The 14,318-nt window shown below is 49.5% G+C and carries 10 protein-coding genes; 3 read left to right on the top strand and 7 right to left on the bottom strand.

Features of this window, described 5'->3' with window-relative positions; translation table 11 throughout:
- Positions 1–2 precede the first annotated feature (2 nt).
- Together TY10_RS16965 and TY10_RS16970 are read right to left on the bottom strand one after the other, a co-directional pair.
- On the bottom strand, positions 3–1,670 hold the full coding sequence (locus TY10_RS16965; RefSeq protein WP_052350602.1) for an ATP-binding protein: 1,668 nt from the start codon (positions 1,668–1,670) through the stop codon (positions 3–5).
- Between the two features lie 124 nt (positions 1,671–1,794).
- Positions 1,795–2,634: an alpha/beta hydrolase gene (locus TY10_RS16970; protein WP_042165935.1), complete on the bottom strand. Its 840-nt coding sequence runs from the start codon at positions 2,632–2,634 to the stop codon at positions 1,795–1,797.
- A 208-nt stretch (positions 2,635–2,842) separates the two neighbouring features.
- Here TY10_RS16970 and TY10_RS16975 point away from each other — a divergent pair, with 208 nt between their 5' ends.
- Positions 2,843–4,117: a BaiN/RdsA family NAD(P)/FAD-dependent oxidoreductase gene (locus tag TY10_RS16975; protein ID WP_042165937.1), complete on the top strand. Its 1,275-nt coding sequence runs from the start codon at positions 2,843–2,845 to the stop codon at positions 4,115–4,117.
- 303 nt (positions 4,118–4,420) lie between these two features.
- On the opposite strand, the gene TY10_RS16980 is transcribed toward TY10_RS16975, so the two are convergent.
- Positions 4,421–4,816 carry a hypothetical protein gene (locus TY10_RS16980; protein ID WP_042165940.1) on the bottom strand — a complete coding sequence of 132 codons (396 nt, stop codon included), beginning with the start codon at positions 4,814–4,816 and terminating at the stop codon, positions 4,421–4,423.
- Between the two features lie 214 nt (positions 4,817–5,030).
- Between TY10_RS16980 and TY10_RS16985 the strand changes: the two genes are divergently transcribed.
- Positions 5,031–5,924 carry a helix-turn-helix domain-containing protein gene (locus tag TY10_RS16985; RefSeq protein WP_042165941.1) on the top strand — a complete coding sequence of 298 codons (894 nt, stop codon included), beginning with the start codon at positions 5,031–5,033 and terminating at the stop codon, positions 5,922–5,924.
- Positions 5,925–6,407: 483 nt separating this feature from the next.
- Here TY10_RS16985 and TY10_RS16990 read toward each other — a convergent pair whose 3' ends face one another.
- The 3 genes from TY10_RS16990 to xylA are packed head-to-tail and all read right to left on the bottom strand — an operon-like array spanning position 6,408 to position 9,515.
- Positions 6,408–6,680: a hypothetical protein gene (locus TY10_RS16990; protein ID WP_042165943.1), complete on the bottom strand. Its 273-nt coding sequence runs from the start codon at positions 6,678–6,680 to the stop codon at positions 6,408–6,410.
- Between the two features lie 6 nt (positions 6,681–6,686).
- Entirely contained in the window at positions 6,687–8,183 is a 1,497-nt protein-coding gene (xylB, locus tag TY10_RS16995; protein WP_042165946.1) for a xylulokinase, read from the bottom strand.
- Positions 8,184–8,201: 18 nt separating this feature from the next.
- Positions 8,202–9,515 carry a xylose isomerase gene (xylA, locus tag TY10_RS17000; protein ID WP_042165947.1) on the bottom strand — a complete coding sequence of 438 codons (1,314 nt, stop codon included), beginning with the start codon at positions 9,513–9,515 and terminating at the stop codon, positions 8,202–8,204.
- Positions 9,516–9,676: 161 nt separating this feature from the next.
- On the opposite strand from xylA, the gene TY10_RS17005 reads away from it, so the two are divergent.
- Positions 9,677–10,879 carry an ROK family protein gene (locus TY10_RS17005; protein ID WP_042165949.1) on the top strand — a complete coding sequence of 401 codons (1,203 nt, stop codon included), beginning with the start codon at positions 9,677–9,679 and terminating at the stop codon, positions 10,877–10,879.
- A gap of 59 nt (positions 10,880–10,938) precedes the next feature.
- On the opposite strand, the gene TY10_RS17010 is transcribed toward TY10_RS17005, so the two are convergent.
- Positions 10,939–14,073 (bottom strand): fibronectin type III domain-containing protein, encoded by a 3,135-nt coding sequence (locus tag TY10_RS17010; protein WP_155985923.1) that lies wholly within the window; start codon positions 14,071–14,073, stop codon positions 10,939–10,941.
- Positions 14,074–14,318: the final 245 nt, after the last annotated feature.

A 14,318-nucleotide genomic window follows, 5' to 3' on the forward strand; every position in this document is an offset into this window, starting at 1 on the left:
CCCTAAGCGCTCCGGTTAAAAGAGACGATGAAAGTCGTACCTTCGCCTTCCTTCGATTCCACCTCAATTTTGCCATTATGGCGCTCCGCGATGCTGAGACAAAGCGGCAGCCCCAATCCGGTTCCTCGGGATTTCGTCGTATAAAACGGCTCAAACAGATGCTGCATCTGCTCTTGCGGAATGCCGATCCCCTGGTCCTGAATGCGGAGCTCGATCCGCTCCTGATCCTGATCCTGAATATATTCGGTCTTCATCCGAAGCACGCCTTTGTCACCCATCGCTTCCATTCCGTTTCGCGCCAAATTGAGCAGCAATTGCTTGATCTCTTTGTTGTTCAGCATTAAGGGCGGTACGTATTCGCAAAGCTCCAGTTCAATCGACTGTCCCCGCATGTTCGCATCAGCATCCAGAAGCGGAGCCATCTCACGGATAATTTCATGAAGCGAGCTCATCTCCATCGCCAATGCGCGGTTTTGTGCCAATGATAGAAAATCACTAATAATTGCGTTAGCCCGATCAAGCTCCTCCATAATGATGTGAAAATACTGCTGCTGCTCGCCCGGCATTCGCTCCTTCATCAGCTGAACAAAACCGCGTATGACGGCCATAGGGTTGCGGATCTCATGGGTAATGCTGGCCGCCATCTGCCCTACGAGACTAAGCCGTTCCATCCTGCCTACTTCATTGCGCAGCAAGCTCAGCTCCGTCACATCTTGCGCAATCAGCGCAGCGCCTGTAATCGCACCACTTGTCAGATTACGAATGCTAAATGCTGTCTTGACGAGCATTCTGCCATCCTCCATAAGCGGTTCGAGGCTCGTCCTTGTCCCCTTCAATGCCTCTTGCAGCAATTGAATATCGCTGGCCTGATGGTCAGCATGCAGGAAAGCAGAATAATATTTGCCGACAATTTCTTTGCGTTCGGAAATGTTGGCCCGTTTATGAAACAGGCGATAGCCCATTTCGTTAATATGTGTAATCCGGCCGTGATGATTAACGATAATAGCGCCGAAAGTCGTCTCATCAATGAATTGCTGCAGCTTCTCAACCTCTCTCCGGTGGTTGACCGACACCCGGTGCACTTCATATTGCAGCTGCTGGTTCTCCTTCAAGCTTTCGATTACGAATATAGATATCCATATCGAAGCAAGTGAACCGATTATGGACAAGGTGATCGAGAGCACAACCTGGTTGGTCCAAACGATATCATGCTCGAAACTGTGATAGGCGATGGAAATTATAAAATAAAGCAATACCGTCGTCATCAAAACCATAACGATACGCTGCTTTTTGTAACGCGGGGAACGCTGGAATGGCTTGGAAATAAACAGCATGGCCGGTATATAGGCCGCCATGAAAGCTACAAAGAAGACCACTTCCGTCGCTGACTCCAAAGTGGGAATTCTAAGTATAGTGTAGAGCACGGACAGCCCCAGCACAGCATAAGGCCCGCCATACAGACTGCCAATGAGGTACGGTATCATTCTAAAGTTCATTTCATAGTCGTTGAGCTTGTAGCTGGCCAGCATGCACAGCATAACCGATACACCGCTGAACAGGCTTAAAAAGGCGGGAACTCCATTCCAGCCCTTTCCGCGATTGCTCCAGAGCTGAAACGCAAATACAGGCAACAATGAAATAAGAAATTGGACCAGCATCTCTTTCAACACGGACGATCAGTCTCCCTCTAATCGCATTCCGGATAGATTGCCGCAGCTTCGACGTTTGGCAGGTATTATAACATTGATTATTGTTCTGTAGTCCGATTAAAACATAAACGACATCTTTTTACAATTAGCGTTTCAACCATTCTATAATAGAATCAATCACACGCTCGGCATCAACATCATTGTGCAGCTCATGGAAGCCTCCGTCCCAGCTAATAAAGCGGCACCGGTCCCCCAGCTTTACCGCCGCCTGCGCGCTAGCCGCATAAGAGGTTACTTGATCCGCACTTCCATGCAGCAGAAGAAGCGGTATATTCAACTGTTGTATGTGAGCTAGTGCCCACTCTCCGGCAGACTGAATTTCAAGAAATGTCTTTACCGTTATTCGAGTATGATTCAAAGGGTCCCCTTCAATCGGTGAGACATGCGGATATCCCGGCCGATAAAGCTGTTCCGGCTTTAAGCCGGTTGATTGAGGCAGGCCAGGGGCGACACGCGAAATAATACGGCCTACCCAAAGCTGAACAGCAGGCGGAGAAAAAGCAAGGCGCAGCCATGGACTTGAAGCAATGACGCCCTGTATGTCCGGCTTTAAACGAAGAGCTGCGTTCAACACGACATTTCCACCCATGCTGTGCCCGTACAAATAGCGGGGCAAGCCGGGATAGCGCTCAGAAGCTGCTTCCAGAAGCTTGCCGACATGACTGACTGTCTTCTCTACGGACGGCATATGTCCTCTGCTCCCGGCCGTACGTCCATGTCCTTGCTGATCCATAGCCAGTACTGCAAAGCCTTCCGCCGTTAATCTGGCGGCAACATGCGCGTACCTGTCACCATGCTCTCCCATGCCATGGAGCAAGCAGACAACGCCGCGTTCCACGGGCTGGAGATCATGTTCCGGCTTCCACTCCCGCACGAACAGCTTTACGCCGTCTGATCCAACGAGTTCCCATTCTAGACGCTTCATTCTTGTCACACCCTCCGTTCTTGGTTTTTAATTGCTTGCTCCCCCTAACTTCTTGGTTGATTGCCTCCTTCTTTCTTCTTCCGTTCATGCGAATGTTTCTTTTATTATAAACCGCATTTGCAAACGCTACCATAGAAGGTTCTGTACAAATTTCAATCCAATCAATGTTACAATAGACAGCAGTTAAGAAAGAAAGGCTGAGTGAACGATGTTTGATGTCATTATTATTGGCGGAGGCCCCTCCGGACTAATGGCCGCAGTTGCGGCAAGCGCGGAGGGCGCCCGCACCCTGCTCATCGATAAAGGAGACAAGCTGGGCCGCAAGCTGGGCATTTCCGGCGGCGGACGCTGCAACGTTACTAACGTCAAAGAGATGGACGAATTGATTCGCCATATTCCGGGCAACGGCAGATTTTTGTTCAGCGCACTGAATCAATTCGGCAACCGCGATATTATCGCTTTTTTCGAAGGAATGGGCATCGCATTGAAAGAAGAAGATAACGGCCGTATGTTTCCGGTATCCGATAAAGCCAAGACCGTCGTCGATGCTCTGGTGCGCAAAGTGCGGGACCAAGGTGTTGAAATCCGGGTTAATATGCCGGTTAAAGAGGTGCTCTATAATGCTGGCGCAGTTCAAGGAGTACGGCTGGCATCCGGCGATATAATAGCTGCGAAGTCCGTTATTATTGCGACAGGCGGCAAATCCGTTCCTCATACCGGTTCCACTGGCGACGGATATCCGTGGGCCAAGAAAGCCGGGCATACGATAACCGATCTGTTCCCGACCGAAGTACCTCTAACCTCCAAGGAGCATTGGATTCACAACCGTGTCCTGCAGGGACTGTCGCTTCGCGACGTGACTCTTACGGTATGGAACGCAAAGGGTAAAAAGCTCATATCGCATGACGGCGACATGATTTTCACCCATTTTGGACTATCCGGCCCTGCGGCACTGCGCTGCAGCCAGTTCGTCGTAAAGGAATTAAAGAAAAATGCCGGCAGCGAAAAGTCGACAGTACTCGTTACAATCGATCTGATGCCAGGACGCTCGGAAGCTGAAGTATACGAGGAAACGCTGAGCCTCTCCCGTCAGGAGCCGAAAAAAGCGGTCAAAAATGTGCTTCGCTCTTATGTCCAAGAACGGCTGCTGGAGCTGCTCTTGCAGCAATGCGGCATCAACGGTGACATTACGTTTGACAACATTCCGAAAGGGCCATGGCTGGAACTGGCAAAAAGGATAAAGAACTTCCCCGTTGCCGTGAACGGCACGTTATCGATTGAGGAAGCCTTCGTCACCGGCGGCGGCGTGCATTTGAAAGAAATTCATCCGCAAACGATGCAGTCCAAGCTTGCGGAAGGCCTCTACTTCTGCGGCGAGGTGCTCGACATCCATGGCTACACCGGCGGCTATAACATTACCGCAGCTTTCTCGACCGGCTACAACGCCGGGAAGAGCGCCGCGGCGGAGGCCATTAACAAGTAAGTCATAAGTTTAGTTGTCTAGTGTCACATTCGGCCTACTATCACTTAGACGCCGAAATCCTTCGACTGAGCAAACCAAAAAGCTCCATCAAAATGCAAAAGTGCATTTTGATGGAGCTTTTTTAGGTGGAACAAGTCTTCAAAATGCAAAAATACATTTTGATCACCTCTAAAACCGTCAATCCCGCCTAAATGATGGATTCCAGATGCATATTTGCATTTGGAATCCCATTATCAGTCGTTTTGAGCCAAACAAAATGCACTATTGCATTTTATTTGCTGCTAGAGCCTCCTCTCTCCTACCCTATCCGCTAAAACGGTTATAGCTGCCGTCATCGGGTTTGAATTCGTCACGGTATTCGTCGGCGTCATCATTCCAGTTTTGCAACCCCTCGTCTAACTCATCCTGCGCATTCAGATCCTCGTTGACGACATGTGCCGGAATCGTAATCGCATCCAGCGAATAGGCAGTATTCGTTATGGCCTCCGAGCGGATTGACGCCTGCTCCACCAGCCTCCCGCCATGAGCCTGCGCAATTTCCAGAGCAGAAGTCAAATCCACTCCATCCACATGAATATGTACCCGGTTGCCTTCATGAAGCATCGGCTCATAACCAAGCTCCTGAAGCGTATCGCAAGCCACCGAGGCGCTTGCAGCATCGGCAAAATCAAATAAAATAGCTGAGCTCACCGCATTCATCTCCTGTTTTTGAACATTTTTTTTGCCAATCTATGGCTCGCTTTTAGTTTGTCCTAATTTCAGTCATATCTATTATGCGATTATGTATTGTCATTTCACTATTTTCTAATATAATTTAAAGTAATGAATCAATGTTAGATTTACTAACTCAAACAGTCAAAAAACATATCATATACTTTTTTAGACCAATATACGCCAAGGTGGTGCCATCTAGATGTACAACATTTTTGATATGCTGGACGACCCCATGATGATCGTCGAATTCGAACACAACCGTTGGTACGTCCGCGATGTTAATGAAGCTTTCACCTTACTTACCGGATATAAGAACAATGAGCTTACCGATATTGACCCGGACAGCCTGCTGAAGGAAGATCTCCCCTTCCATCATCTCATGACGCTCCTGACCGAAGAGGAAGGCGACTCTTCCTTCGAGTGGGAGCTGATTGCACGCCTTACAGCGCCTATTCCAGTAAAACTGACATGCCGAAAGCTGCAGGAGGATAATCTTACCGGCTACATCGTAAACTGCAAAGATTTGTCCGAGCCGAATTGGATAGATGATTTTGCCCAAGAAAATCAGATCGTAATGACCTTGAGCGTATCCGAGCAGTATCGGATCATGGACGCCAAACGTTACTATACGCCGCTCAAGCAGCGGACTTCTAGTCTGGTCAATCAGCTGATGTTCGATTTTGTAGCGGAGGACAGTGTCAAGCCGCTGCGACGTGTAATGGAAAATGCCCGCAAGAACGGCTCGGAGGAACAAATGGAGCTTCGAATGTCCATCAGCGACAAATCCTATCTGGCTTCGGCGCTCATTAAACCTTTCTACTATGGCAACAAAACCTTTCGGAGCTTCTCGATCATTATTACAGAGCTGGATCTGCATACACAGGATGAAGATTCGTCCTACAAGCTTCGTATGCTCATGCTCAACAAAAATATTTCCGCCACTTCGCTTGCCCAATCCACACTGATCTCGCTGACGACCATTTCAAAAATTCGCAACGGTAAAATCAAAAAGCCCCAGCGTCTCACAGCGGAATTAATTGCTGGAGAGCTGGGTGTTAAGCCCGAGTCGATCTGGAGCAGCTTCAAGCGCTAGCTTAGGCAGAGCAATCTACAGCATTAGTCTGCTTCACAGCATTACTCGCGAATGTCTCTAGTTCTTGGCACTGTATTCACGTAAACCAGTGCCCCATATAAGACACGAAGCTGTACGTTAAATTACTTTACGCAGAAAATATGTTTGAACGAATTAACATGATATGCAGCACACTCTGCCGGATTAACGAACCTTCTTCGTAAAATAGCGAAGATGGGTTCACTGAAAGCCGACCGATATCGAATTAACGAACCTGCTTCGCTAATTAGGGAAGCTGTCTTCACAAATGCGCACGAATGCCAAACCGGCTCAACCTCCAGCGAACTTTTCTTCGCTTTTCGAGAACTCAGGTTCACGAAAAGCGAAGAAAGGTTCGCTATAGCAGGCATGCAATCCAATTAGTCCCTACGCAGCGAACTTAGCTTCGTAAAATAGCGAATCAGCTTCGCAGTGTACACGTCAACAGCCGTATAAAGAACCTACTTAGTTACATAGTGAAGAAGGGTCCACGGTAAGTACACCGACAGCCGAAAAACAAACTAGCTTCGCAATGCTCCCGCCCGATGCCGCAATACCAATCAGCTTCGCATTAGCGAAGCGATTTTCACAAAAGTGCCAATGCCAATCCGGCCTGCGCATTCCTTTGCCATGAAACAACCGGTATTTTTTCGCGAAAAAAAGACCGTCCCTCCATGAAAGGAAGAACGGTACCAACTCGCATTTTAAAAAAATAAAATCAGCCATTGCTGCAATCAATTACTACTAGCTCCGGTAAGTGACCAGTGCCTCGTTCAAACCACGCGTTTGCGCGTAGACCTGCTGGTAAATGCGGAATAATCCTTTGTAGGTCTCAACCGCCTCTGGCTGAGGAGTATACGAGGACGCATGTTTGACGAACTGGGAAGCGCATGCCTCCAAGCTGTCGAACCAGCCGCAGCCGTAAGCCGCAAGCATCGCCGCACCAAGACCAGGACCCTGTTCATTCTCAAGAGCAACGACCGTTGCGTCGAAAATATCGGCCTGCATTTGCAGCCATGCCGGGTTTTGCGCACCTCCACCGATCGATACGATTGTATCGACCGTTTTGCCCGCGCTGCGGAACATATCGACCGACTCGTTAAGTGAGAACGTAATTCCCTCCATAACCGCCCGGGCAAAATGAATGCGCTCATGCGAGCCGTCCACGCCAATGAAACTGGCACGAATGGAAGGGTCGGCATGCGGCGTCCGCTCGCCAACGAGATATGGCGTGAAGAGCAAGCCTTTTGCACCTGGCTGTACTTCGCCAACGCCTTGCAGCAATTGGTCGTAAGACTCGCCCTCTGCAAACGTCTTTTTGAACCAGCTCAGGCTGTAGCCTGCGGCAAGCGTAACGCCCATTGCGTAGAACGAATCTTCCTTGCCATGGTTGAAGAAGTGAACTTTGCCGCGGAAATCCTTATCCCGGTCGTTCTCATACGAGAGAATAACGCCTGATGTACCAATGCTGCACAAGGTCAGCCCTTCGGTCAGTATACCAGCGCCAATCGCCCCGCAAGCATTGTCGGCACCGCCGGCAAACACTTTCGTCGAAGGCAGCAAGCCTGTCGAAGATGCGACAGCCTCAAGCAATGTTCCCGTCTGTCCATGCGACTCCACCAATGCCGGGCAGAAGCTAGCCGGCAGGCCAAAAGCGTCAAGCACATCCTGGCTCCATTGTTTGCCCGCAACATCCAGCAGAAGCGTTCCCGCTGCATCGGAATAGTCCATGTGCAGTTCACCGGTTAACCGGTAGCGCACATAATCCTTCGGCAGCAGGAACAGCTTCGCGTCCTTGAATGCATCGGGTTCGTATTGGCGAACCCATAAAATTTTCGGCAAAGTGAAGCCTTCCAGCGCCGGATTGCGCGTAATAGAAAACAGCTTGTCACCAAGCGTGCGCTCGATCTCGCGGCATTGCTCCGTCGTACGGGTGTCGTTCCACAGTATCGCGTTGCGAATCGGATCGCCCGCTTCATTTAGCAATACAAGACCATGCATTTGCCCGGAAAAGCTGATGCCTTCGATTTGCCCGGCCGTCACGCCCTCCGTCTCCACAAGCTCGCGAAGAGCTTCGATTGTCGCAGTCACCCAGTCATCCGGCTTCTGCTCGCTCCAGCCAGTATGCTCATGGAAGAGCGGATAGCTGCGTGAAGTTTCAGCAGCCACCGTTCCCTTCCGGTCAACGAGCAGCGCCTTAACGGCACTCGTTCCCAGATCTATCCCAATGACATAACTCATAAGATGAGCTCCTCTCGACTATACGCTGAAAATAACTTCGCTCAGCATCAGTCTAATCCGCTCTTGACGGCCGGATTCATTTTTGATCGGATTGTTTTGCAGCGCATATTGCTCCAGCGAAGCAAGCGTCGCTTTGCCAGCAACGATTTCGGCGCCGATGCCTTCTTTAAATGTGCGGTAACGGTTGTCGACGATATTGTCGAGAATTTTCTCGTCAATCAGTTTTGCTGCTGCTTTCAAGCCCCAAGCGAAGCTGTCCATGCCGGCGATATGACCAAGGAACAGATCATCCGTTTCGAACGAGCCGCGACGAACTTTCGCGTCGAAGTTTACGCCGCCGCGGCCGATGCCGCCAGCTTTCAGCACTTCAAACATCGTCAATGTTGTGGAGTACAGATCAGTAGGGAATTCATCTGTATCCCAGCCGAGCAGCAGGTCGCCTTGGTTCGCGTCAAGCGATCCCAGCATGCCGTTGATTGCAGCTGTGCGGATTTCATGCTCGAACGTGTGGCCAGCCAGCGTAGCATGGTTAGCTTCCAGGTTCAGCTTGAAGTGATCCTTCAAGCCGTATTTTTGCAAGAATGCGATTGTCGTTGCCGCATCATAGTCATATTGATGTTTTGTTGGCTCTTTAGGCTTAGGCTCGATCAGGAATTGCGCATCGAAGCCGATTTCTTTCGCGTAAGCAATTGCCATGTGGTACAGGCGTGCCAGATTGTCGAGCTCGAAGCCCATGTCTGTGTTCAGAAGCGTCTCGTAGCCTTCGCGGCCGCCCCAGAATACATAGTTTTCTGCGCCGAGCTCTTTGCCGACTTCCAGACCTTTTTTCAATTGCGCGCCAGCGTAAGCATATACGTCAGCATTAACGGCTGTTCCCGCACCATGAACAAAGCGAGGGTTGGAGAACATGTTAACTGTGTTCCACAGCAGTTTTTTGCCGGATTGTTTCATTTGGTCTTTCATCAAAGCGACGATAACGTCGAGGTTTTTATTCGTTTCTTGCAGCGTTGCGCCTTCCGGTGCAATGTCTACATCATGGAATGCGAAGAAAGGAACGTTCAGCTTCTCAAGGAATTCGAAGTTTGCTTCTACGCGGGCTTTCGAACGGTCCAGGCCATCATATTTATCCCAGCCGCGAACCATCGTAGCCGCACCAAACGGGTCCGTACCGTTAGCGTTGAATGTATGCCAGTAAGCGACTGCAAAGCGAAGATGCTCTTCCATCGTTTTGCCCAGTACAACTTGGTTTGGATCATAATGTTTGAATGCAAACGGATTGTCGGAGCCTTTGCCCTCGAATTGAATTTTGCCGATATTCGCGAAGTAAGTCATGAATAAATGGCCTCCTTAAAATAGTTGAATTAGGTTTTATGAAAACGCTCACCTAGAGAATAACATGCGACGACTTAGTTTGTCTATTAAACAAACTAAGTTTTTATGTTATAATTTTTTCAAGCCGTTTAAACGCTGTCTGCGGCTGGTTTCGTGGTACAATGACGAATAATGGATTAACGGACGGAGGCTATCTGCTCTTGAAAGTGACTACGACAGGCGATTTGACCCTGATTAAAAAAATAAATACATCTATCGTGCTCGACGCTGTACGACGAAACGCTCCTCTATCACGAGCGCAAATCTCGGAGCTGTCCGGACTCAATAAAGCGACGGTCTCCAGTCTCGTACAAGATTTGATCGACAGCCATCTGGTGCTGGAGATCGGACCCGGACAGTCAAGCGGCGGACGCAAGCCCGTCATGCTGCTCTTTAACGGACAAGCCGGACATGCGATCGGCATCGATCTTGGCGTCAACTATATACGCGGCGTGCTGACCGACCTTGAAGGCCAAGTGCTGAGAGAATCGCAGCGAAACTTGAAGAAGCATGCGCTGGATTTTACGCTGGAGCAATTAATTCAATGTATTGATGAGCTTAAGGCACTGGCGCCGAGCAGTCCTTACGGTATTGTAGGTATCGGGGTTGGCGTCCCAGGCATCGTCGACGATAAAGGAGCCATGCTGTTTGCGCCCAACTTGGACTGGAAGCAGGTCGAGCTCCAGCACATACTGGAGGAGCGTTTTCAAGTACCGGTTACCATCGACAACGAAGCGAACGCAGGCGCTCAAGGCGAGCAGAAATATGGTGCAGGCCGCGGCATTGCCCATCAGATATATGTCAGCGTTGGCATTGGTATCGGCACCGGCATCATATTGAATAAAGAGCTGTATAAAGGCGCATCCGGTTTTTCCGGGGAACTCGGCCATCTTTCCATCGAATATAATGGCAAGCCTTGCCGATGCGGCAATGAAGGCTGTTGGGAGCTTTACGCCTCGGAAAATGCACTGCTCGAACAAGCGAAGCCGCTCGGCTTTGACAATCTGGAAGACTTGCTGCAAGCTGCAGAAGACGGTAACACTGCAGTGCGGGAGCTTTTCCGCTCAATCGGTGACTATCTCGGTGCAGGCATCTCCAATATCGTCAATGTATTCAATCCCGACGTCGTCATTATCGGCAACCAGATGAGCCGTGCGCAAGCTTGGCTGGAAGAAGCCGTGCAGCAGTCCGTCGCTAGACGCACCCTCCCCTATCACCGGGAAAGGCTGCAATTGCTGTTCGCCGAGCTGCAAGACCAGTCCGCCGTGCGCGGCGCGGCATATTATGCGATCAGCCGCTTTCTGGAGAAGCTGCGCAGCAGTTAACATGCAAAGAGGAACCGTTCAGCACAGATCATCACGTGCTGCCGATTCCTCTTTTTTCGCTATCTAACCCGATGAATTTGCAAGTAATCATAGACCGTTCCTGAAATCTCAACGTCCACCTGATCGTTCTTCACGATTCCGTTACTGTAATATACGGTGAATACAAATGTAATTGTCCCGTTCCTCAGCTTCTCAAAGGACTCCTCCCACAGCTCGCCTTTCCACCGTGTGCTAGACGCATTCTGACTGGTCAGGTCCAGTGCATAACGCAGCATTTTCACCTCAACCCGCTCGGCAAATGTATCTGTTCCCGTATCAGTTGTCTCTGCCTCCAGCATAAACTTTTCTCCGGCCCAGAACATATGCGGCGGCCTAATCGAAGTATCATTCGGTGGCTTTGAGGCGTTGAAGGCTTGGCGATATTGCTCCCAAAGCGGCGTATGCTTGACGAAGCCTTTGAGCTTCAATTCGTATACGGTAAGCTTTTTCGTAATGACAACCGGCGGAGCCAAGTTATCACTTACGGTCAGCTTCATCGTCCACTCCCCTACATCGAGCATCCTGTAACTTGGCCCCGTATCCGCATATGGGTAACCCAGTACATAGGAAAATGTTTTTTTGACCCCTTTCGGACTCGTCAATTCATAAACAACATCCAGATCATCCCGATCAGGATCGTTCACGATAGAGTAGAACCGAACTGTATCGCCTTCAAAAACAGGATCAGGTGACCACTTAAAATCACCTGTTGGCGGGGAATTGGTCTTGAAATAAATATAAGCATACTGCCCTTCGTTTCCGGCCACATCATAATCAATCACCGTTAACCGGTACTCCTGCCCCGGCACCAGCCCTTTCACCTGATAGGAGTTCGTCGTCTTGGACAACGGCAGACTGTATTCCGGCGTACCGTCACCATTCAAATCAATGGCTGTAACTGAACGGTCCGGGTTGACCTTCTGCATATAAAAGATGCGGGCGGCATGCCCCGACGACGGCTGTGCATCGCGGAACGCATTCCATTTGACCGTAACGGAGGTTGGCTTAGTGTCCAGTTGCTCATCGACATCATCCGGCCGCACGGTATCGACAAAGAAATAACCGTTAGCGCTATATGGCCCCCATAGATAGCCGTCGTTTGCTCTTGCCCGCCAATGATGCAGGCCTTCCTGCAATCCGGTAGACGGCTTATAGCTAGTGGCTGCTGTCAAAGCATTGGTATCGATGACTAGTGAGCCCGTTGAGTTGTAGAACACTTCATAATCAATGCTCGCAATCGGATGATTCTCCGGATCGGTAACGCGTACGCGCAGCTCTGGCCGGCTGTTATTCGTATAGACCGGTTCAGAAGCTTTAGGTCCGTTAAAACTTAAGAGCTGCGTAACGGGCGGCAAGTCCAGAATGAAATAGACTGTATTGCTGGCATCCGACCATACGCCGTTAGAGTAAACGTAGCCGTGTATTTTGACAACGCGCCCTTCATCTATCGTTCCTATTGGCACCTCGTAGGTCACATCATCCCCAATGCCCTGCGTGTAGAACGCTTGCTTGCCATTATCGACATAAGTGAAGATCAACCGGTATAGCTCTTGCGGATCATTCTCGTCATCCTTGTAAATCCATTTCACGGTCGGATCGGTGATGAGGACGGTCGGCTTCACCAGCGTTCCGTTCGGCACAGTAATGGTCATACGCGGCTTCGTCTGATTGACAGGCGGCAGCGCATCTTTGTACACGCGAGTCTCCCCCCAATAGCTCCATGCACCATGCAAGTCCTTAACCTGTTCTTGGACGATGAGCTCAACACCCGGCCTGCTGTAGAGCAGCCTTTCTCCCGTCGTCCACGTTGATTGATCCGCCCATCTTGTCCGGAAAATACGGTCTGCGAGCCGATCCGGCACGTCAGGATCATAGGACGTATCATTCGTCAGGTAATCGAGCGCTTCTCCTTCCGGATAGACGACGCCAGTGAATTTTACATTTGGCTGAGCAATTGGTCTTCGATGCACATAAAGATTTTTCGTTACCGGCGCAGAGAATAATTGATAGGAACTGAAGGGCGAAGGCAGCTTATCCTGTGCACGATACGTAATTTCGTACAGACCCGGTTTATCCAAACTGTTCAAGGTTTGAGACAGCGTCCGCCCATTATACTGGCTAAATCCAAGCGGATTCGCAAAATAGTTCGGATCATGCTTGTACGTCCACTCCTCCGCATTTTTCACATCGGCTTCCGGATCGTTGAACAGCTTCTTGTAGTCGATTTGCTCACCAACTAGTACGGCTTCGAACGTTTCTTCCGGAGTCGTTGTTCCGTAATTGGTCCTCTTTACAATACTGAATACTGCTTGCTGCTGACCAAGCGACATAATACCGGCTGACCCGCGAACAAACTTGCTGTCTGCAGCTTCGAGCTTTGTAACGCCATTGACGGATAACCGGATGGTTCCGGCGATCGCTTCCAGCTTGAATTTATAAGGCACACTCGATGCACGTACCATCGTCGTACTGCCGAGTTCTGTCTTGATACCATTTACGACTTTAAAAAGACTGAGCTTGCTTGGACTCCATTCCATGCTGTACATATTTTTTTCATCCTGGATCTGAATGGCTGCCCCGATTGATTTGTCGTTATTCAGACCGCCTACGGCGACGTCGAATTCAAGCACCTGATTCCGCATCTTATCGTTTGGATCAAAGAGCAGCCCGCCCCAAGTTTCGCTATCAATTTCGACAGTGTTATCATCGACTAAGCGCGGCAGTTCGCCGGATGATTCACCTGTAAATGGAACGATAACTAGTGTTGCAATCTGCCCTACACTACCCGGTTGAAATTTCGTCATCGTTGCACTTAAATAAATAGATCCGTCAGGTGCTACCCTGCTAGCGCGATTAAAAGTTGTAGCCTGATAAAAATAGGTCACTCCATCAAAATAATCATGGTTGTAGTAATATTGATTCGTCTTCTCGCCCAAATAAGAAGTTACATCAGTTCCATTAGCTAGGGCAAAAAATGGCGTATAGTATTTACCGGAGTTATGACCTTTCTGCCATCTTATCCAGTTTTCCATTCGCACTAATTTACCGTTTGGTTGTTCAAAAGCTTGCAGGTACGCGTTAGCACCGTAAGACGATCTATTTATTTCGAACTCATTCGGCAGAGCCTCAGGCGGATCAGTCGGATCGTTAGACACGCCATGATTTATAATTCCTATTCCTGCTATACGCACCCCCGTTTTTGTGAATAGGCCATATGCCGGGCTATAAACAGTTTCGTCTCGCCTTACAACAGGTTTTTGGTAAATAGTAGGAGATACATAAGGACCGCTTGCCGTATAGCTATCGGTCTGTGCTAAATGAAATTGATTGGTTGCATTGTTATAGATGAATAATCCGAAATAGTAAAGATACATATCACTAAATTGATTGTGGGAATTTA

This window comes from Paenibacillus gorillae (genome assembly GCF_000513275.1).
Lineage (GTDB): Bacteria > Bacillota > Bacilli > Paenibacillales > Paenibacillaceae > Pristimantibacillus > Pristimantibacillus gorillae.